The organism is Agrobacterium tumefaciens, assembly GCA_025559845.1.
GTDB lineage: Bacteria > Pseudomonadota > Alphaproteobacteria > Rhizobiales > Rhizobiaceae > Agrobacterium.
Genome location: CP048469.1, coordinates 1,630,051 through 1,649,769 on the forward strand (window position 1 = coordinate 1,630,051; position 19,719 = coordinate 1,649,769).

The following is a 19,719-nucleotide window of genomic DNA, read 5'->3' on the forward strand; positions in this document are numbered from 1 at the left end:
GGTTAAAGCGACTTCAGCGTCCAGCTTACGATATCGCGCGTTGCGGCCGCAAAGGCCTGATCGAGTGCCTTGACGAGATTGGCATTACCCGAGCCGCTGACGCGGGCACCGGCGCGGAATACCTCCTGCGCCTTGACCGTGCCGTTGCGATCGTTGAGCAGCTTCACCGAGATTTCGATGTTGGCGACATTGCGCGCCGTATCGATCTCGAAGGCGCGGATATCGGTCACGACCTGATAGTCGATGGCAAGGCCCTGCCCCGGCCGTCCGACGCCACCGAGTTTGCCGGTATCTTCAAACGCTTCAACCAGCTTCGACTGCACCATGCGCGGCAGGCGATCGCTCCACTGCGAATTGGCGAGATACTGCACTTCCGATCCCGAAAGCCGCACAACGATGTTCTCGCTGTCGAGCGCCTTCAGAGCGGTCGGATCGGCAATCAGCAACTGCCGGCTTTTCAACGATGGTCCCTGCGTCTCGCCAGCCGACGAAACCGACAGATCGAACGTGTCGTTCTTCGGGCTTCCGGCACATCCGGCCAGCAGCGCGGATACCAGCGGAACCAGCAAAAGGGTGCGGCGTATATTGCCGCTGATCAGTCGTCTTTTCACCCCAAAACCCCTCTTAACGCCTGGTCCTGCCATCGTATTGTTTCACGGTTTCGCCCCCGAAAATCAACCGTTGCGGATCGCGGTCGATATTGGTGATCGCATTGTTCAGATTGTCGACGGTCTGTCGCGTGCTGCCGATCAGCGCCTGGAAGTCCTTCAGACCGGAGCCGGAGAACCGGGTCAGATTGTCGGCAATCGGACCGATGCGCGCATTGAGATTGTCGGCCACCGCCTTGAAGGACACCAGCGTCTCGCGCGCCTTGGCAAACAGCGAGTTGGCATCCTCGGTTCCAAGCATGGTATCGATCTTGGCAAGAATGCCATCGACACGGCTGGATGCGAGGTTCAGCTTGCGTCCCATTTCGGTGAAGTCGGACACGGCCTGATCGATATCGGCGCGGCGTGCGCCCACATCATCGGCAATCTGCTTGAAGTTGGCGACCGCATCGCGTGCATCGGCGGTGGCGGTGGACACATCGTCCACGACATTGCCGACCTTGGCCGGATCGACGGAAGCCAGAAGCGCGTCGGCGCGCTTGACGACAGTCTGCACCTCGGTGCTGGCAGCCTCGAAGTTACGCGCAGTGCTCTGCACCGTTTCCATGATGCCCTGAATATCGCTCGATGCGGTGGCGACATCCTTTGTCACCTTGTCGACATTGGTCAGAATGGAATCGATCTTGCCGGCATCGACGGCCTTCACCAGATCCTCAACAGCCGTCAACGTGCTGTCGAGACGCACCGAAACGGACTGCACGGTGGTGGAGAGCGAGCTCAGGCTGGCGATGAAGGTCTTGATGCCATCGGAGTTGGCAGCCAGCGCATCCGAAAACTTCTCGGCGTTGCGCACCGTCTGCGTCAACGGGCCACGCGCATCCTGCACAAAGCCCTGCAGCTCGCCGATGGCGCCATCGGCGCGCTTCAAAATCTTGTCGGCAGTGGCAAGCAGGTTGGTCACGCTCGAAAGATCGGCTGTCAGTTCGGCAGGAACACCGGTATCGACGGCTTTCTGGAGAATGCGCTCGCCATCCTTGTTGCCGCCGGACAGTTCGATATAGGCGGCACCGGTCAGGCCCTGAATTTCAAGCACGGCGCGGGTCGACGGAAACACCGGCGCATCGGCCTGCACTTCGGTGAAGGCAATGGAATAGGCCGGATCATCGCGGTCGATGGCAAGCCCGCGCACCGTACCAACCGGAATACCGTTGAAGCGTACCGGCGAACCGACCGAAAGGCCGTTTGCCGAGCCGGGAATACGCACGGTGAGCTGCGCTGTCGGCCCACCACGGCCGAACTCAGCCATCCAGTAGACAAAGCCGAAAGCAGCGGCGATCACGATCAGCGTGAAAATTCCGACAATGGTGTAGTTCGCCTTGGTTTCCATACTGTTCGTTACTCCACCGGATTTTCGTGCTTGCCGTCCGGAAGAACGACAGAACGCGCCCGCTTGCCGCGAAAATAGGACTGCACCCAAGGGTCGTCGCAGGCAAACATGTCCTGCAGCGTTCCCTCGACAAGAACCTTCTTCTGCCCCAGCACCGCAATACGGTCGCAGACGGAAAACAGGCTGTCGAGATCGTGCGTCACCATATACACGGTCAGACCGAGCGAATCGCGCAAGCGCGCAATGAGCATATCAAATTCTGCGGCGCCGATGGGATCGAGGCCGGAAGTCGGTTCATCCAGGAACACCAGATCGGGATCGAGCGACAGCGCGCGGGCAAGGGCGGCACGTTTGATCATTCCACCGGAAAGCTCCGACGGATACTTGTCACCCGCATCGGGCTTCAGACCGACCATCTCGATCTTGAGATAGGCCAGTTCGTCCATCAGCTTCTGCGGCAGGTCGAGATATTCACGCATCGGAAGCTGGATGTTTTCCTTGACCGTCAGGCCGGAAAACAGCGCACCCTGCTGAAAAAGAACGCCAAGCCGCGTGTCGAGCTTCACGCGCTCGTCTTCGGTCGCCTTATCGTAATCCGTGCCGAGAATGCGGATCGTGCCCGCCTGACGGGGAAGAAGACGCAGCACCGCGCGCATCAGCACCGACTTGCCGGCACCGGACGGACCGATAAAGCCGAGGATTTCGCCGCGATAAACGTTGAGATTGAGGTTCTCCAGCACGTTCTTGCCGCTGAAACCAACCGTAACGCCTTCGACCGAAAGCACCACTTCGCGGTCTTTCTCGGGCTTCTGGGCCGGTTGTAACTGTGTGGTCGGCTGGTTCAACGCGCCCTCCTCAAAAATCGATGGCTGCGTAGAAGATGGCAAACAGGCCATCGACCAGAATGACGACGAAGATCGATTTCACCACGGAGGACGTCACATGCTGGCCGAGCGATTCTGCCGAACCGCCAACCTTCATGCCTTCCACCGCAGCAACGATACCGATGATGAGCGCCATGAACGGCGCCTTGATCATGCCGGCGGCAATGGTGGATTGCTCGACCGCGCCATGCAGGCGCGACAGGAACACCTCGAATGTGATGCCGGAATAAAGCAGCGCCACGACGGCAGCGCCAAAAAGCGCGGCGAAGTTGGCCAGAATGGTCAGAAGCGGCAACGCGATCGTCAACGCAACAAGCCGCGGAAACACCAGAACACCGACAGGATTGAGGCCGATGACCTTCAACGCGTCGATTTCCTCGCGCATCTTCATCGAGCCGATTTCGGCGGTAATGGCGCTGCCAGAACGACCGGCAATCATGATCGCGGTCAGGAGAACGCCGATTTCACGCAATTGAAGAATGCCGACGAGATCGACAACGAAGACTTCCGCGCCAAAATAGCGAAGCTGGAACGCGCCCTGCTGCGCAATGATCGCACCGATCAGGAACGACATCAGCACGATGATCGGCACGGCACGCACGCCCATGTGGTCGATCTGGTTGACGATGGCCGCAGGCGATACGCCGCGTCCGCGCCCGAGTTTCATCTGCGCACCACGCACCGCCGAGCCGAGAATATACATGCCGGCCAGAAAATCCGCACCGCTCTGGATCACCGCTTCGCCAACGGGTGCGAAGATGCGTTCTGCCCAGCCACGCTTTTCAACCGGTTCGCTCGGCTGTGGCGATTGATCGGGCAACTGGCCGATGAGGTCCTCGACACGGCTGTTGCCGTCGAGCTTGACGGTGGCGCCGCGCGCCTCAAGCTCCTGCCGCAAGCGGTGAATGATCCAGGCACCCGTCGTGTCGATGGCGTCGACGCCGGAGAGGTCGATATCGATTGCACCGCCCGGCGCACTCTTGCCGATCTTCTCCACAGCCTCGAAGACATGCGCCAGATCGCTGTTTCGCCAGGAGCCGGTCAGCGCGTAGCGAACACCCTCGCCGTGGACATTGTTGTCCTCGGAGATTGCGGCCGGGTTCGCCTGTTGCCGTCTGTCCTGTTCTTGCATAATGCTCCGAGCGAATGCAGCCTTCATGAGAATCTTAAAGGTTTCATAACGTTTTGACCTTTGACAGGCCACAGTGACGGCTGACAATTCGTAATAAATTTGGCGTCATCCCCTTCTTGTCGCTTATTCGGAAGTGAAAAATCATGCCCCGTTACCTCCAAGCCACAACCGAACGCTTTCCCGTTGCGGGAAGCTTCACCATCTCGCGCGGCAGCCGGACTCACGCCGACGTCGTAACGTGTACGATCCGCGACGGTTCCGTTGCCGGTCGCGGCGAATGTGTTCCCTACCCGCGTTACGGCGAGAGCATTGAAGGCGTGATCGCCGATATCGAAGCAATGGCCGACGCCGTTTCCAATGGCCTGACACGTGCCGAACTGCAAAAGGCGATGAAGCCGGGCGCCGCCCGCAATGCGGTGGATTGTGCCATGTGGGACCTCGAAGCCAAGACATCCGGAAAAAGCGTTGCCGATCTTGTGCTTGGCGCCGCCGCAAAACCGCTGGTCACCGCCTACACGATTTCCCTTGGCGAACCTGAGACGATGGCGGCCAAGGCGGCGGAAAATGCCGCCCGCCCATTGTTGAAGATCAAGACCGGCACGGAGAGCGATGAAGCGCGCCTGCGTGCCGTACGCGCCGCAGCCCCCGATGCCCGCATCATCATCGACGCCAATGAAGGCTGGAATGACGGCAATATCGAATATTACCTGCGGCTGGCGGCGGAGTTGAAGATTTCGCTGATCGAACAGCCGCTTCCCGCCGACAAGGATGATATTCTCGCACGCATCGAACACCCCGTCCTGATCTGCGCCGACGAAAGCGTGCATTCCACCAGGGATCTGGAAGGTCTGCGCAATCGCTACGACGCAATCAACATCAAGCTCGACAAGACGGGCGGTCTGACGGAAGCGCTGGCGATGAAGGCGGAGGCGGATCGGCTGGGCTATACCGTCATGGTCGGCTGCATGCTCGGCACCTCGCTTGGCATGGCGCCTGCGATCTTCGCCGCACAGGGCACGGCCTTTGCCGATGTCGACGGCCCCCTGCTTCTGGCCGAGGATCGCCAACCCGGCCTCATCTACGAGGGATCGCTGGTTTATCCGCCCAAACCCGACCTGTGGGGCTGACCATTCCCCCATAACAAAAGGGCGCGGATTTTACACCGCGCCCCTTTTTATATGAAGTGCCGTGAACTCAGGCGGCCCGTCTGCCGATCAGGCCCGGCAGGTTGACCGGTTCCATCTCGTCGGAGGCGCCCTCGGAGGCAACGTCGCTTGCCTGCATCCAGGTGATCAGTTCGAAGCTGCCATCCATGTTTTCGGCAATCGCCGTGCAGCTTTCCACCCAGTCACCGGTGTTGATGTAGCGGATGCCATCCATGTCTTCCATCACCGCATGGTGAATATGGCCGCAGATCACGCCATCCACATTGTTGCGGCGCGCTTCATCGGCGACAACGCGTTGAAACTCGCCGATGAAGTTGACGGCGTGTTTGACCTGCAGCTTTGCCCAGGCCGAGAACGACCAGTAAGGCAGGCCGATACGCCGACGCACGGCTGCAATGCCGATGTTGAGTGCGATGGCCGCGTCATAGGCCCAGTCGCCGAGATAGGCGAGAAGCCTTGCGTTACGCACCACCACATCGAATTCATCGCCGTGGATAACGAGGTATTTCTTGCCATCCGCCGCTTCGTGGATCATCCGCTCGGCCACTTCGATGCCGCCGAAATGCGTGCCGGGAAACTCCCGCAGGAATTCGTCATGGTTGCCTGGGATGTAAACGATGCGCGTACCCTTGCGCGCCTTGCGCAACAATTTCTGCACGACGTCGTTGCAGCCCTGCGGCCAGTACCAGCTGCGCCGCAAGCGCCAGCCGTCGATGATGTCACCGACGAGTATCAGCGTCTCGGCCTCGTGATGTTTCAGGAAGTCGAGCAGGAAATCCGTCTTGGCGGCTTTTGAGCCAAGATGGACGTCCGAAATGAAAAGCGTTCTGAACTGTCTGGGTTCACTGTGACCGGCCACGGAATTCATCCCCCTGTTCGGCTGCGTCTTCTGCGACTTTCATGCCTCTCAGAACCAGACTCGTGTTTCAGCAAAATGACAGACAGGCTTTTTTGTGACAATTCCGGCCGCGCACCTCACGAAAATGCGAATAACCCGTGCCCCGAATTTGCATGACGGAGCGGCAAATAACGGCTGTACGCACTGGCTGTTTGTTGTATGCAGGTGCCTACCAAGACAAAACAGATACGACGGTGAAAAGCATGACGTCTCAAGATAAGAACAAAACGCCCGCCACCACGGCAAAGGCCGACATTGAAGAACAGGCGCTCTTTTTTCACCGCTATCCGCGTCCAGGCAAGCTGGAAATCCAGGCGACCAAGCCGCTCGGCAACCAGCGCGATCTTGCGCTCGCTTATTCGCCGGGCGTTGCCGCACCCTGCCTCGCCATTCACGAGAACCCGGAAACCGCTGCCGATTACACGGCCCGCGCCAATCTGGTTGCGGTGATCTCGAACGGCACCGCCGTTCTCGGTCTCGGCAACATCGGCCCGCTGGCGTCGAAGCCGGTCATGGAAGGCAAGGCCGTTCTGTTCAAGAAATTCGCCGGAATCGACGTGTTCGACATCGAAATCGACGCGCCCGGCATCAACGACATGGTCTCGACCATTTCAGCACTGGAGCCGACCTTCGGCGGCATCAACCTTGAAGACATCAAGGCGCCGGAATGTTTCGAGGTCGAGCGTCAGCTTCGTGAAAAGATGAACATCCCGGTGTTCCACGACGACCAGCACGGTACGGCCATCATCGTTGCGGCAGCCGTCACCAACGCTCTGGAACTGACCGGAAAGTCGCTGTCGAGCGTCAAGATTGTCGCCTCCGGCGCCGGTGCGGCAGCCCTCGCCTGCCTTAACCTTCTCGTTTCCATGGGTGCAAAGAAGGAAAACATCTGGGTCCACGACATTGAGGGCCTTGTCTATGACGGCCGCAACACGTTGATGGACGAGTGGAAGGAAGTTTACGCCCAGAAGAGCGACAAGCGCGTGCTTGCCGAAACCATTGATGGCGCAGACGTGTTCCTCGGCCTTTCGGCTGCAGGCGTGCTGAAGCCGGAACTGCTGGAGCGCATGGCGGAAAACCCGCTGATCCTGGCGCTTGCCAACCCGAACCCGGAAATCATGCCCGAGGCTGCGCGCGCTGCCCGTCCGGACGCGATGATCTGCACTGGCCGTTCTGACTTCCCGAACCAGGTCAACAACGTTCTCTGCTTCCCGTACATCTTCCGCGGCGCGCTGGATTGCGGCGCCACGACCATCAACGAAGAGATGAAGATGGCCGCCGTCGAGGCCATCGCAGCGCTGGCGCGTGAGGAAGTCTCCGAAGTTGCCGCCAAGGCCTATAGCGGCGATACGCCGGTCTTTGGCCCGAACTACCTCATCCCGTCGCCATTCGATCCGCGCCTGATCCTGCGCATCGCGCCCGCTGTTGCCCGTGCTGCGGCCGCAAGCGGTGTCGCCGCGCGTCCGATCACCGATTTCGAAGCCTATCTCGACCAGTTGAACCGCTTCGTCTGGCGTTCGGGCTTCATCATGAAGCCGATCTTCAACACGGCCAAGGTCGCGGAAAAGAAGCGCATCATCTTCGCGGAAGGCGAAGACGAACGCGTCCTGCGTGCCGCACAGGTTCTTCTCGAAGAAGGCACCGGCGTTCCGATCCTGATCGGCCGTCCGCAGATCATCGAAACGCGCCTGAAGCGTTTTGGCCTGCGTATCCGTCCGCACACCGACTTTGCCGTCGTGAACCCGGAAGACGATCCGCGTTACCGCGAATATGTCGACGACTATTTTGCCCTCGTTGGCCGTGTCGGCATAAACCCGGAAGCGGCGCGTACCATCGTTCGTACCAACAGCACCGTCATCGGTGCGCTCTCGGTGAAGCGTGGTGAAGCAGACGCCCTGATCTGCGGCCTTGAAGGCCGTTACGACCGCCATCTGCGGGACGTCAACCAGATCATCGGCAAGCAGGAAGGCGTCCGCTCCTTCGCCGGTCTCAGCCTGCTCATCACCCAGCAGGGCGCACTGTTCCTGACGGATACCTTCGTCAATTACGAGCCGACCTCGGAAGAAGTGGCCGAAATGGCGGTACTTGCCGCCAAGGAAATCCGTCGTTTCGGCATTACGCCGAAGATCGCGCTCGCCAGCCATTCGAACTTCGGTTCGCGTGATTCAGAAAGCGCCCGCAAGATGCGTCGTGCGCTGCAGATCATCCAGAACGTGGCACCGGAACTGGAAGTGGACGGCGAAATGCAGGGTGGTTCCGCGCTTTCGGAAGCACTGCGCAAGCGCGCCATGCCGAACAGCGCACTGACGGGCGAAGCCAACCTTCTGGTCTTCCCGAACCTCGATGCCGCCAACATCACGCTCGGTGTGACCCGCACGCTGACAGAAGGTCTCCATGTCGGTCCGATCCTGCTCGGCACGGCTCTGCCGGCCCATATCCTGTCGCCGTCGGTCACCTCGCGCGGCGTCGTCAACATGGCGGCTCTGGCTGTCGTTCAGGCCTCGCACCCTTCGGTGTGATGGCCTCCTGACGGGATATTAACGCAATTTTGAACGCGCTGTTGCCGCCTTGCGGCAACGGCATATGCTAAAGTCCGAAAAGACACTTTGGACTGGCAATGCCGACAGCACGGCTGACAGCATTGCCCGCAAGACCTGACGGAACGGACAAATTGACCTGCCGCAGCCGCATGACCGGCTTCTTTTTTGTGATGTTCCTTGCCGCACCCGCTGCAGCATTTGCGAACGAGGTGTGCGACACGCTGTATGCCCAGTTGCGTGAGCCACCTCGCGTCATTGGCAACACGGCGGAAGTCCGCTTCTATGCCAACGCCCTTGCCCGCCAGAACATTGCCATCCGCAGGATCAGGAACGATCTGCGCGGCTACGGCTGTTCTTCCGGCAGCATCATCACCTACGGCAGTCCGAATGCCGGTGTCTGCGCGGAAATAGGCGATGCGCTTCTCGACGCCGAACACGAGCGCGATGCCATCATCCATGATCGCGATCAGGCGCTGGCAACCCAGCGCGGTGATGATCCCGGCATTCGCCGTCAGCGCATTCTGGCGGCTTTGGACGCAAATGGCTGCAGCCCGGTGGAGGCCGAACGGCCTGCCGTGACGGAACGTAACGTTACAGTATACGGGAACGCCCCGCGGTACGACCAGACGGGAATCCCGCCGCAACCCGGCCTATCCGGCGAAACTGGCCTCAGAACTCTTTGCGTGAAGACCTGCGACGGTTCATTCTTTCCGATTGCTTCCAACGCCTCGCCACTTGATTTTCGTGGACAGGCGGAACAGTGCCGCAACATGTGCCCTGGCACGGAAACGGAACTTTATTACCACTCCATGACGGATCAGGAGACATCCGACATGGTATCGGCCGAAACCGGCAAACCCTACAAGGAACTGCCGACGGCTTTCGCCTATCGCAATGCGTCCACCCGCGCACCGGGCTGTAGCTGCAACATGGCGGCCTATCAGGACGAGATGAAAAAGCAGGAAGCGGCTGCGACGCCTGAGGCCGAAAAGCCCTACTCCAGCATCACCGACATCACGTCACCACCGGGAGACAAAGTGGCGAAGCCTGTCGAACCCGAGGCTGCCAAGGCGCCGGAACTACAAGTTCCGGAGCGCGAGTATGATCCGCACAACAACAAGGTGCGCGTCGTCGGCCCAAAATTCCTGCCGGACGAAACAAGCCGCATAGACCTGAAGAACCCTGCCCTCAAGGGTATCCAGCCGCAACAGTAACAACGCTCAACGGTTGCCCCAGCCGTTCCTGAACACCAGCTCTTCCAGTGGCAGGCGCTGGCGCCAGCCTTTGACGGCAAGTTCCGGCTCGCTATAGAGCGTGTCGACGCGGCCGAGGCAGAGCCAGGCGACGATTTCGATATGCTCGGGAATATCGAGAATGACGCGAATATCGCTGTCATGAAAGATGCTGAGCCAGCCAACGCCGATCCCTTCAGCCCGCGCAGCAAGCCAGAGATTCTGGATGGCGCAGACGGTGGAATAGACGTCCGTGCGCAGATTATGGGTACGTCCCAGCACCACATCGCCGCCACGGGTCGGGTCGCAGGTCACACAAATGCTGAGCGGCGCCTTGCGAAGTCCCTCCAACTTCAGACTGCGGTAAAGCGCCTGCCGCTCGCCGGAAAACATCTCCGCCGCCTCTTCATTGGCGCGGCGAAACGCCACCCAGGCCGCCTGCTTGATGGCGCCATCGGTGACAAGAGTGAAATTCCACGGCTGCATGAAACCGACGGATGGCGCGGCATGTGCGGCGGCCAGCAGGCGCGTCACCAGATCATCCGGCAGCGGATCGGGCAGGAATTCGTCGCGCACATCCCGGCGCGTTTCAATGGCGCGGTAAAGCGCCGCCTTGTCTTGTTCGCAAAATTCACTGGCCGGACGCATGGCCTTGCGGAAGTCTTCAGGTTGCATCGTTAATCCCCAACAATGCCGGGGCAAGACACGAGAGCGCCTCACCCATCAACAACCTTCCGCCGTCCGCGCGGGTTGGTCTATCGTATCAGGCCGGTCTTCTGACTTGGCTTCATCCACCCGCTTCGCCTTCCCGAATGACTTCAGTGGCAATCAAAGCTGGTGTCCGCCTTACAGCGCTGGGCACGTTCCGGTCTCACACCGGATTCCCGATTCTCCTGCCCCATGGGCAGGCACCTGATGCCTGAGGTTATGGCCACGGCAGCGCGGGAATGCAAGCATCATGAATGCCGAACGCCGACATGGCTGTGGCAAATGCCCAGCCTGCCCGTCTTTTTGGGCCTTGAGCCGAAATCCGGCCAGCCCAAATCCTTGGGCTGGAAATATCTCTTTCATGCAGGCGTTGTGACGGAGACAAACACGCCCGCTAGCTTATCCGACAGGGAAATACCTGACATAGGCAAACTCATCCCCATCCGGAGACCAGTTAGGGGAGTTCATCGTGCCCTGCCCGCCGAAGAGATCAAACAGCGTTTCGACATTGCCGCCATCGGGGTCCATCAGCCGCACGCGCACATCGAGGTCGCGTGGATGGTCGAAGACATCGCCATCATAGGAGATGAAAACCACCTTGTCCCCCTTCGGTGACGGGTGCGGAAACCAGTCGCCATAGGCGCTGTCCGTCACGCGCTCGACCGCCGAACCATCGGTGCGCACGCGCCAGATCTGCATCTGGCCGGTGCGGCTGGAGTTGAAATAGATCCACTGCCCGTCGGCAGAATAATCCGGGCCATCATTGCGCCCCTCGCCATGCGTCAGGCGGGTCTCGATACCGGTCTCGATCTCCATGGAATAAATGTCGAACACCTGATCGCGAATGCCACAATAGGCGAACTGCTTTCCATCCGGCGACCAGCCATGCCAGTAGGACGGCAGGTTTTTCGTCATCAGCCTCAGCGCGCCACCGGAGGATGGCAAAAGATATATGGTGCTCTTACCGAACTCCACCTTGTCCGAGAGCGCATACATCGACCCATCGGGTGAAATGCCGTGATCGTTGTTGCAGATCGTCGCAAACCCCGTGTCGACCTTCTGAGGCGAAGGATCGCCGGAAAGCGGCAGGCGATAAAGAAATCCCTCGGAATTAAGCAGCAGATACGTGCCATCAGGCGACCAGTTCGGCGCCTCGAACAGTTCCGGTGTCTGCCAGACCACCCGCATCTGGCGTGTGCGGATATTATAGATTTCGATCGAACTGCGCATACTGCCTCCCGCTTCGTCATCGACCCGCACTATGGCCGAAACATTTGGCGCTTGCATACCCCGAAGCTGCCTTTATGGTCACAACGTCGCAGGCACCGTCCTGCATACGAAAATTTGGAGCATGGCAACGAACCGGCACCGTCCGCGTCTGTCGCCCTCTCTCCTTCGAGGTTTCTCGATGAATACCAATGCCGATCAAGCGATCCGGTTCGGCCGTATCGCCGCAATGCTTCCCGTCAAGAATATCCAGACGGCCCATGATTTCTATGTGGGTGTGCTGGGCTTCACCAAAACCTTCGAAAACGGCAATCCCGTTGGCTTCATGATCCTGAAGCAGGGCAATGCCGAACTGCACCTGACCCTGCAGCCATCGCACAAGGCAGCCCCCTTCAACGTGGCGCATATGATGGTGAGCGATGTCGACGCGCTGCACGCCCTTTGCAGGGCGCACGGCCTGCGCATCATCAAGGGCCTTCAGGACAAGGACTATGGTTTGCGGGCCTTCGTTTTCGAAGACCCGGATGGCAACCGCATCGATGTCGGGCAAGCCATATAAAGGCCAGATCCGGCGGCGCGGTTCACTCCGTGCCGTTTGCCGGCGGTGAAAATGACGCGCAGCTAAAGCTGCGCGTCATAAAAAACTACCGGTCACGGAAGCGATTGGTGATCGGGTAACGCCGGTCGCGGCCGAAGTTCTTTTTGGTGATCTTCACGCCCGGCGCCGACTGGCGGCGTTTGTATTCGGCGAGATAGAGCAGATGCTCGATGCGGTGCACGGTGGCAACGTCATGACCACGCGCCACGATATCCTCAACCGACATTTCCTGCTCGACCAGGCATTCCAGAATATCGTCGAGGACCGGATATGGCGGCAGCGAATCCTGGTCCGTCTGGTTGGGACGAAGCTCGGCGGATGGCGCCTTGGAGATGATGTTCTGCGGAATGACCTCGCCCGAAGGGCCGAGGGCGCCAGGCGGCACATGGTCGTTCCGCCATTTCGAAATTGCGTAGACCTGCATCTTGTACAGATCCTTGATCGGGTTGAAGCCGCCGTTCATGTCGCCATAGAGCGTGGCATAACCGACCGACATTTCCGACTTGTTACCCGTCGTCACCACCATCGAGCCGAACTTGTTGGAAACGGCCATCAGGATCGTTCCACGGGCACGACTCTGCAGGTTTTCTTCGGTAATGCCCTCTTCCGTGCCTTCGAACAGGTCCGACAGCGCCGACATGAAACCGTCCACCGGCTCGGCAATCGGCACGATATCGTAACGGCAGCCAAGTGCCCTGGCGCAGTCCGCAGCATCCTTCAGCGAATCTTCGGAAGTGTAGCGGTATGGCAGCATGATGCAGCGAACCCGCTCCTCGCCCAGCGCATCCACGGCGATTGCCGCGCAGATGGCCGAATCGATGCCACCGGAAAGGCCGAGCACCACGCTCTTGAAGCCGTTCTTGTTGACGTAGTCGCGGAAGCCAAGCAGGCAGGCCCGGTAGTCAGCCTCTTCGCCTTCAGGAATTTTCGAGAACGGCCCGTTTTCGCAGCGCCAGCCATCGCCGTTGCGCTTCCAGTCGGTAACGGCAAGTGTCGCCTCGAACTGGCTCATCTGGAAGGCCAGCGTCTTGTCGGCATTGAAGGCAAAGCTTGCGCCGTCGAACACCAGTTCGTCCTGGCCACCAAGCTGGTTGGCGAAAATCAGCGGCAAGCCGCTTTCGATCACCTGTTTCAGCGCGACCTGATGGCGAACATCGAGTTTTCCGCGATAATAGGGCGATCCGTTCGGCACCAGCAATAGCTCGGCGCCGCTTTCCGCCAGCGTCTCGCAGACACCCATGTCGTTCCAGATTTCCTCGCAGATCGGAATGCCGATCCGCACGCCCCGGAAATTATAGGGGCCGGAAATCGAACCTTCCGAAAAGACGCGTTTTTCGTCGAACTCGCCGTAGTTCGGCAGGTCGATCTTGTCGCGCAGCGCAATGATCTTGCCACCGTCGATAAGCGCCACAGAATTGTGCCGGCCGGTCTCGCCCTGGCGCGGGAACCCGATAATCACGCCCGGCCCGCCATCGGCCGTATCCGCTGCCAGTTCTTCCACGGCCTTGAGGCAAGCTTTCAGAAAAGCCGGTTTCAAAACCAGATCTTCAGGCGGATAGCCGGAAATGAACAGCTCCGTCAGAAGCAGGAGATCGGCCCCCTGCGTTGCTGCATCGGCTCTCGCCTCACGCGCCTTGGCGAGATTGCCCGCCACGTCGCCGACTGTGGGATTGAACTGCCCGACGGCAATCCGGAGATGGTTCGCAGTGGTCTGTCTGTCGCTCATGGCTCTTCATTACCGCGCTCGCGCCCGCTCCGCAACGCGGCAAATGCAGTGTGCGCATCATCACTTGCGTTCACGCAGAGGTTATCGCGCCATCTGTGTGTGAACACAAAGTTCATGTCGCATTCATCCCGCTTATGTGACAGTTACATGACACTTTCGCGACATACGATTCACTCCCGCTTCGTCACGTCGCACCGCATACCGGAGTTTAAGAGTTTGAGAAATTCGGCGCCTGAAACAGCGGCTTCCGAAAAGGCGAAGTCTGTCTTTTCGTTTGGCCTGGCTCGCGGCCTTTCCAACCGTGCCCTTTCCAAAGGTGCGGCCATTGCCTACACGACCGCCAATCTTGTGGTGATCTCCATTCTGCTGATTGTTGCACTGGAATGGATCGTGCGCGGCACGCTGACAGATGTTGGCCCGTTTCTCACCTCGTCCGTTCGCCCCGGCATGACCACCATCGCCTCGCTGGCATTGCTGATTATCGCGCTCGATGCCGTTTTCGGCCGGCGTTATCTGTCGCTGATCGTCATTGCTCCGACACTGCTGCTGGTGGCGCTGATTTCGGCACAGAAACAGACCTATCTTTCCGATCCGCTCTACCCCTCAGACCTCCTGTTCGGCCGTCAGATCGTTGAACTCCTGCCGACCATGCTGAAAGCGCAGCCGCTGGTGGCGGCACTCGTCGTCCTCGGCCTCTGCGCCGTTGTCGGAGTGCTTGTCTTTGCCTGGATCTCCGTTCGCAAACATGCGCCATCGCTGCGCTGGCGCGAGCGTGTCCTGAGCCTGGCGTTGGCCCTGCCCCTGCTGGCCGGTCTCGGTTCGCTGATGGAGTATTCACATTATTCCTGGATGCGTGACCGCCTCAACATCATCCCCATGATGTGGGACCAGAAGGAAAATTACCGTCACAACGGCTTCCTGATGGCCTTTGCCTTCAATATTCCGATGGCCAATGTCTCTGCACCCGACGGCTACAGCGAAAACACCATCGCCGAACTGATGCCTGATTCCTCCGCTTTTGCCGCCAACAAGAGCGATTACCCTGATGTCATCATGCTGATGAGTGAATCGCTGTGGGACCCGACACGACTGAAAAACGTCGAGCTTTCAGCCGATCCGATGCCGGCAATCCGTGCCAAGCAATCCGGCAACGTGTTTTCGCCGGAGTTCGGCGGCATGACGGCCAATGTGGAATTCGAGGCGCTGACCGGCTTCTCCAACGCCTTCCTGCCCTATGGCAGCATTCCCTATCAGCAGTATATCCGTCGCCCAGTCCCCTCGCTCGCCAGCTTCTTCCGTGGCGAAGGTTATTCGGCCATTGCCATGCACCCGTTCCAGGAATGGTTCTGGAACCGCAAGGAAGTCTACAAGAACTTCGGCTTCGAGGAATTCCGCTCGGAAGAAACCCTGCCTCCGATGGAAAAGCGCGGCAACTTTGCCTCTGACGACGCGCTGATGGAAGAGATCATGACGACCGCGGACCAGACCGCGAACCCGCTGTTCCTCTTTGCCGTCACCCTGCAGGGACATGGCCCTTACGAGGCCGATCGTTACGCTGCCAATACCATTGGCGTCAGCGGCGATCTCTCCGCACCGGCATCGCAGGCGCTCACCACCTACACGCAGGGCGTGGTCGAAGCCGATGAATCGCTCGTCAAGCTGATGAAGTGGGCCAAGAAGCGCGACCGCGAAACCATCATCGTTCTTTTCGGCGACCATCTGCCGCCGCTTGGCCGTACCTTCATGGAAAGCGGCTATATGCCGGGCATGGTGGCAAGCCGCCGCGCGCCGCTCGACGTCATGAAAAAGGAACACGAAACGCCACTCGTCGTCTGGTCATCGAAAAAGGGCGTGCAGAAGAACATCGGCACGATCAGCCCGTCCCTGTTGCCCTACCACATTCTCAAGACGGCAGGCTTCTCCGACCCGTTCTATACGGATACACTCGGTGAACTTCAGGACAAGTTCTCCGTCATCGACAGGCACATGCTGGTGACGAAGGAAGGCGACGCCCTGCCCGACTGGTCGATTTCACCGAAGGACGTTCCCCAGTCGGTGAGCAATTATCGCATGCTGCAATTCGATATGATGTTTGGCAAGCAATACGGCCGCGAGCGCTTCTTCCCAGGCTTCAACTGGCTGAACACGGAGCAGCAGCCGTCAGTCTGACCCCATCGGCGAGGGACGCCGGCCCGCATGGCACGGAAATCATTTGAATTCCGTCGCCATGCGGGCTTATGTCTCAGCACGTACAAAAGCCAAGCGGGGTTCCGCCGTGTCAGATATCTCCGACTATATCGTTTCGCATTTCAAACGCTCGTCCCGCGAGATTGGCGAGGTGGAGCGGCGCATTCTGGAACTGTCGCACCAGAAGAAGCTGATCTCGACGGACACGAATGCGGAGTTTTCCGCCGGCGCCAGCCTTGGTGACAAGCTGGCCGATGGCATTGCCAGGGTCGGTGGCTCCTGGGGCTTCATCATCGGCTTCTGCTGTTTCCTGATCTTCTGGGCGGTGATCAACACCATCATCCTTACCACCGGTGCCTTTGACCCCTACCCGTTCATCTTCCTCAACCTGCTGCTTTCCATGCTCGCAGCCATCCAGGCGCCGATCATCATGATGTCGCAGAACCGGCAGGCGGCGCGTGACCGCTTCGAGGCCGCCAAGGACTATGAAGTCAATCTCAAGGCCGAGCTTGAGGTTCTGTCCCTGCACGAAAAGATCGACGTGAAGGTTCTGGCCGAACTCGCCCTGCTGCGGCAGGAACTGGCGCAGCTTCATAGCAAGGTGACAGACCGGAAGCTTTGAACCGGCGGCAATTTGCCCGGCGATACCGGCAGGCATTCATTTTCCACGTCGCAAAACGGAGATTGGCTGTTCCGGTTACGAATCCGTCAGAATCTTCCGCTACAGATTGACGCAGGCGTTTGTTGCATTGCACTCTTGCGGGCAAGGCAAGGGAATCAGTTCCCTCCGTCGAAAGGGCATCATGCCCGTTTCGCAGCGACGCCAGGCCGGACACCAGTTCCGGTCATCGCAAATGCATTAATGTTCCGGGGTTTTTCATGCACCAGTACGATCTCATTGTTGTCGGTAGCGGTCCGGCGGGAAGACGCGCCGCCATCCAGGCTGCCAAGCTGGAAAAAAGAGTTCTGGTCGTGGAAAAAGGCACCCGCGTTGGCGGTGTCTCGGTTCACACCGGCACCATCCCCTCCAAGACGCTGCGCGAAACCGCGCTGAACCTGACGGGCTGGCGCGAGCGCGGCTTCTACGGCCGCTCCTACCGCGTCAAACAGGAAATCGATGCCGAAGACCTGCGCCGCCGCCTGCTGATAACGCTCGACCACGAAGTCGAGGTTCTCGAACACCAGTTCGCCCGCAACCGCGTACAGCACATTCGCGGCACGGCAAGCTTCATCGACGCCAACACGCTGAAGGTCGTGAAGAACGACGGCGAAATCCTGAGCGTCACCGGCACCTCCATCCTGCTGACGATCGGTACCCGGCCCTACCGGCCGCCGCACATTCCCTTCGATGGCGAGGCCGTGATCGATTCCGACGAAATTCTCGAAATCAAGGAACTGCCGCGCTCGATGATCGTGGTTGGCGCAGGCGTCATCGGCATCGAATATGCAACCATCTTCAGCGCACTCGACACCCAGGTAACGGTGATCGAACCGCGCGAAACCATGCTGGAATTCATCGACAAGGAGATCGTCGAGGACTTCACCTACCAGCTTCGTGATCGCAACATGAAGTTGATCTTCGGCCAGAAGGCGGAAAAGGTCGAGCGTGACGAGAGCGGCAAGTGCCTGGTATCGCTTGGCAATGGCCGCGTTCTCAAAGCCGAGACCGTGCTGTTTGCCGCCGGCCGCGTCGGCGCGACCGATACGCTGAACCTTGCCGCCTGCGGACTGGAAGCCGATAGCCGTGGCCGTCTGAAGGTTGATCCCGTGACGTTCCAGACCTCCGTTCCGAACATCTATGCCGCCGGCGATATCATCGGCTTCCCAAGCCTCGCATCGACCTCTATGGAACAGGGCCGTATCGCTGCCCGCCACGCGGTTGGTGCGCCCGCTGGCGAACCGCCGCAGTTCTTCCCCTATGGTATCTACGCCGTACCGGAAATTTCCACCTGCGGCCTGACGGAAGAAGAAGTTCTCGAGCGCGGCATTCCCTATGAATGCGGCATCGCGCATTTCCGCGAAACGTCACGCGGTCACATTATGGGTCTCGACAGCGGCTTGCTGAAGATGATCTTTTCGTTGAAGACCCGCCGCCTGCTCGGTGTCCACATCGTTGGCGAAGGCGCGACCGAACTGGTGCATATCGGCCAGGCCGTGCTGAACCTCAAAGGCACGGTGGAATATTTCGTCGAAAACACCTTCAACTATCCAACCCTTGCCGAAGCCTACAAGATTGCCGGCCTGGATGCCTGGAACCGCATGGGTGAAAAGAAGGAATAGGCCGCGCTATCGCCGGTCCTTATTTGCAGCCGTTACCCCGGACGTGATCCGGGGTGACAGACCCATCACGTCGTCCAAGCACTCACCACTTGATGCTGTAACGGGCGTTCACGCCGGGACGGAAACTGTCCTCGAAGCCCTGATTGAGCGTGCCGCTGACGGTCAGATGATCGCCAAGCTTCTGTTCGACGGCAACGCCGGTCGAGAACTCATCGAAACTGTTGCGGCTGGCACCTGTCAGCACGAAGGCCGTGCCGGTCTCCGAACGCGTCAGTCGCAGGGATTGTGAGACATCGAGACCGCTCCACTGCTGCGCGGAGCCATCATAGCGAACGGTGAAATTGCGATTGGCTTCGATATCCAGCTCTGGCGTGACGATACGCTTTTGCGACGATGTCATCGTCAGCGCACTGGAGCCGGTCAGGGCATTGAACATGACCGCCACGTCGCGGGCAAGTGACACCCCCGGCAGGTTTGTCGAAGCAATCGACATATTGCCCCAGAACCGCACAGGCGTATCCGTCACCTGCCCTTTCCTGGAGGCATTCATACCCATTTCAAGCCCGGCGCGAATGGGCGTATCGGTCGGCAGCTTTGCCCCAAGCCGCGCCGAATAGGACCGGCTGGAATTCTTGACCGGCTTCCAGATCAGGCCGGCATCGTCAGCGTAAACTGTGCTTGCGGCAAAAAGGCTTGCAGCGAAAGGCAGGCAAAAAACGAAAATTGGCGTCCGTGACGGCATATCTTGTTCCCAGGCCATTTAAGGGCGCACCGGTACGATCCGGTTTGCACGGTAAAAGTCGAGTCCAACGAGATTGTCGGCGATGAGGGCCACCCCCTTGGGATAGCCTTGCATTTCCCTTGATGGCAGCGCGAAGCAACCGGGAAATCATGCTTCGCATTCTGCCAGATGAACGGGAGATGAACAAGCGCACATGCAGCAAAAATTATATGCAGTGCAATCTTCATCACACTAGGTGAAGTCCTTAGCGCTCGCCTACCCAGCTAATAATAAGAATCCGATTGCTGATCTGAATTTTAAAAAACTTCGTGGGCATAAGTAGAAAACTCTTTTTTTACGAAAGTTTTCCAAACAACCAGTTTCAAAATCGAAATAATAGTGAAACCAATAAGAGCGTTTTAATA

16 protein-coding genes and 1 riboswitch are annotated in these 19,719 nt (G+C 59.1%); of the genes, 7 read left to right on the forward strand and 9 right to left on the reverse strand.

Going from position 1 to position 19,719, the window contains the following annotated elements:
• Positions 1-2: 2 nt before the first annotated feature.
• The 4 genes from FY156_08270 to FY156_08285 are packed head-to-tail and all read right to left on the reverse strand — an operon-like array spanning position 3 to position 4,011.
• A complete protein-coding gene (locus FY156_08270; protein ID UXS01471.1) occupies positions 3-644 on the reverse strand; it encodes an ABC transporter in 642 nt (213 codons plus the stop codon).
• Positions 625-1,995, reverse strand: coding sequence for an MCE family protein (locus tag FY156_08275; protein ID UXS01472.1), 1,371 nt, complete (start codon positions 1,993-1,995; stop codon positions 625-627). Before FY156_08275 ends, FY156_08270 begins: the two co-directional genes overlap by 20 nt.
• Before the next feature lie 8 nt (positions 1,996-2,003).
• Positions 2,004-2,840: an ABC transporter ATP-binding protein gene (locus FY156_08280; protein UXS01473.1), complete on the reverse strand. Its 837-nt coding sequence runs from the start codon at positions 2,838-2,840 to the stop codon at positions 2,004-2,006.
• Positions 2,841-2,850: 10 nt separating this feature from the next.
• On the reverse strand, positions 2,851-4,011 hold the full coding sequence (locus tag FY156_08285) for an ABC transporter permease (GenBank protein UXS01474.1): 1,161 nt from the start codon (positions 4,009-4,011) through the stop codon (positions 2,851-2,853).
• Positions 4,012-4,154: 143 nt separating this feature from the next.
• On the opposite strand from FY156_08285, the gene FY156_08290 reads away from it, so the two are divergent.
• The gene (locus tag FY156_08290; protein UXS01475.1) at positions 4,155-5,138 is read left to right on the forward strand and encodes a dipeptide epimerase; all 984 of its coding nucleotides are present in this window, start codon (positions 4,155-4,157) and stop codon (positions 5,136-5,138) included.
• A gap of 67 nt (positions 5,139-5,205) precedes the next feature.
• Here FY156_08290 and FY156_08295 read toward each other — a convergent pair whose 3' ends face one another.
• The gene (locus tag FY156_08295; GenBank protein ID UXS01476.1) at positions 5,206-6,045 is read right to left on the reverse strand and encodes a UDP-2,3-diacylglucosamine diphosphatase; all 840 of its coding nucleotides are present in this window, start codon (positions 6,043-6,045) and stop codon (positions 5,206-5,208) included.
• Between the two features lie 233 nt (positions 6,046-6,278).
• Here FY156_08295 and FY156_08300 point away from each other — a divergent pair, with 233 nt between their 5' ends.
• Both FY156_08300 and FY156_08305 read left to right on the forward strand, forming a co-directional pair.
• A complete protein-coding gene (locus FY156_08300) occupies positions 6,279-8,594 on the forward strand; it encodes an NADP-dependent malic enzyme (GenBank protein ID UXS01477.1) in 2,316 nt (771 codons plus the stop codon).
• 98 nt (positions 8,595-8,692) lie between these two features.
• Positions 8,693-9,829: a DUF2865 domain-containing protein gene (locus FY156_08305; GenBank protein UXS01478.1), complete on the forward strand. Its 1,137-nt coding sequence runs from the start codon at positions 8,693-8,695 to the stop codon at positions 9,827-9,829.
• A gap of 6 nt (positions 9,830-9,835) precedes the next feature.
• On the opposite strand, the gene bluB is transcribed toward FY156_08305, so the two are convergent.
• Both bluB and FY156_08315 read right to left on the reverse strand, forming a co-directional pair.
• Positions 9,836-10,522 carry a 5,6-dimethylbenzimidazole synthase gene (gene bluB, locus FY156_08310; protein UXS01479.1) on the reverse strand — a complete coding sequence of 229 codons (687 nt, stop codon included), beginning with the start codon at positions 10,520-10,522 and terminating at the stop codon, positions 9,836-9,838.
• 73 nt (positions 10,523-10,595) lie between these two features.
• A riboswitch (cobalamin riboswitch) is annotated at positions 10,596-10,778 on the reverse strand.
• 176 nt (positions 10,779-10,954) lie between these two features.
• On the reverse strand, positions 10,955-11,785 hold the full coding sequence (locus tag FY156_08315) for a TolB family protein (GenBank protein ID UXS01480.1): 831 nt from the start codon (positions 11,783-11,785) through the stop codon (positions 10,955-10,957).
• 178 nt (positions 11,786-11,963) lie between these two features.
• Between FY156_08315 and FY156_08320 the strand changes: the two genes are divergently transcribed.
• Positions 11,964-12,341 carry a VOC family protein gene (locus FY156_08320; protein ID UXS03082.1) on the forward strand — a complete coding sequence of 126 codons (378 nt, stop codon included), beginning with the start codon at positions 11,964-11,966 and terminating at the stop codon, positions 12,339-12,341.
• A gap of 85 nt (positions 12,342-12,426) precedes the next feature.
• On the opposite strand, the gene FY156_08325 is transcribed toward FY156_08320, so the two are convergent.
• The gene (locus FY156_08325) at positions 12,427-14,106 is read right to left on the reverse strand and encodes an NAD+ synthase (GenBank protein UXS01481.1); all 1,680 of its coding nucleotides are present in this window, start codon (positions 14,104-14,106) and stop codon (positions 12,427-12,429) included.
• 147 nt (positions 14,107-14,253) lie between these two features.
• Here FY156_08325 and FY156_08330 point away from each other — a divergent pair, with 147 nt between their 5' ends.
• The 3 genes from FY156_08330 to sthA all read left to right on the forward strand — a co-directional run bounded on the left by FY156_08330 (position 14,254) and on the right by sthA (position 18,573).
• Positions 14,254-16,275 carry an LTA synthase family protein gene (locus tag FY156_08330; protein UXS01482.1) on the forward strand — a complete coding sequence of 674 codons (2,022 nt, stop codon included), beginning with the start codon at positions 14,254-14,256 and terminating at the stop codon, positions 16,273-16,275.
• 106 nt (positions 16,276-16,381) lie between these two features.
• On the forward strand, positions 16,382-16,915 hold the full coding sequence (locus FY156_08335) for a DUF1003 domain-containing protein (protein UXS01483.1): 534 nt from the start codon (positions 16,382-16,384) through the stop codon (positions 16,913-16,915).
• A 257-nt stretch (positions 16,916-17,172) separates the two neighbouring features.
• Positions 17,173-18,573 carry a Si-specific NAD(P)(+) transhydrogenase gene (gene sthA / locus FY156_08340; protein ID UXS01484.1) on the forward strand — a complete coding sequence of 467 codons (1,401 nt, stop codon included), beginning with the start codon at positions 17,173-17,175 and terminating at the stop codon, positions 18,571-18,573.
• Positions 18,574-18,655: 82 nt separating this feature from the next.
• On the opposite strand, the gene FY156_08345 is transcribed toward sthA, so the two are convergent.
• Entirely contained in the window at positions 18,656-19,315 is a 660-nt protein-coding gene (locus FY156_08345; protein UXS01485.1) for a hypothetical protein, read from the reverse strand.
• Between the last annotated feature and the right edge of the window lie 404 nt (positions 19,316-19,719).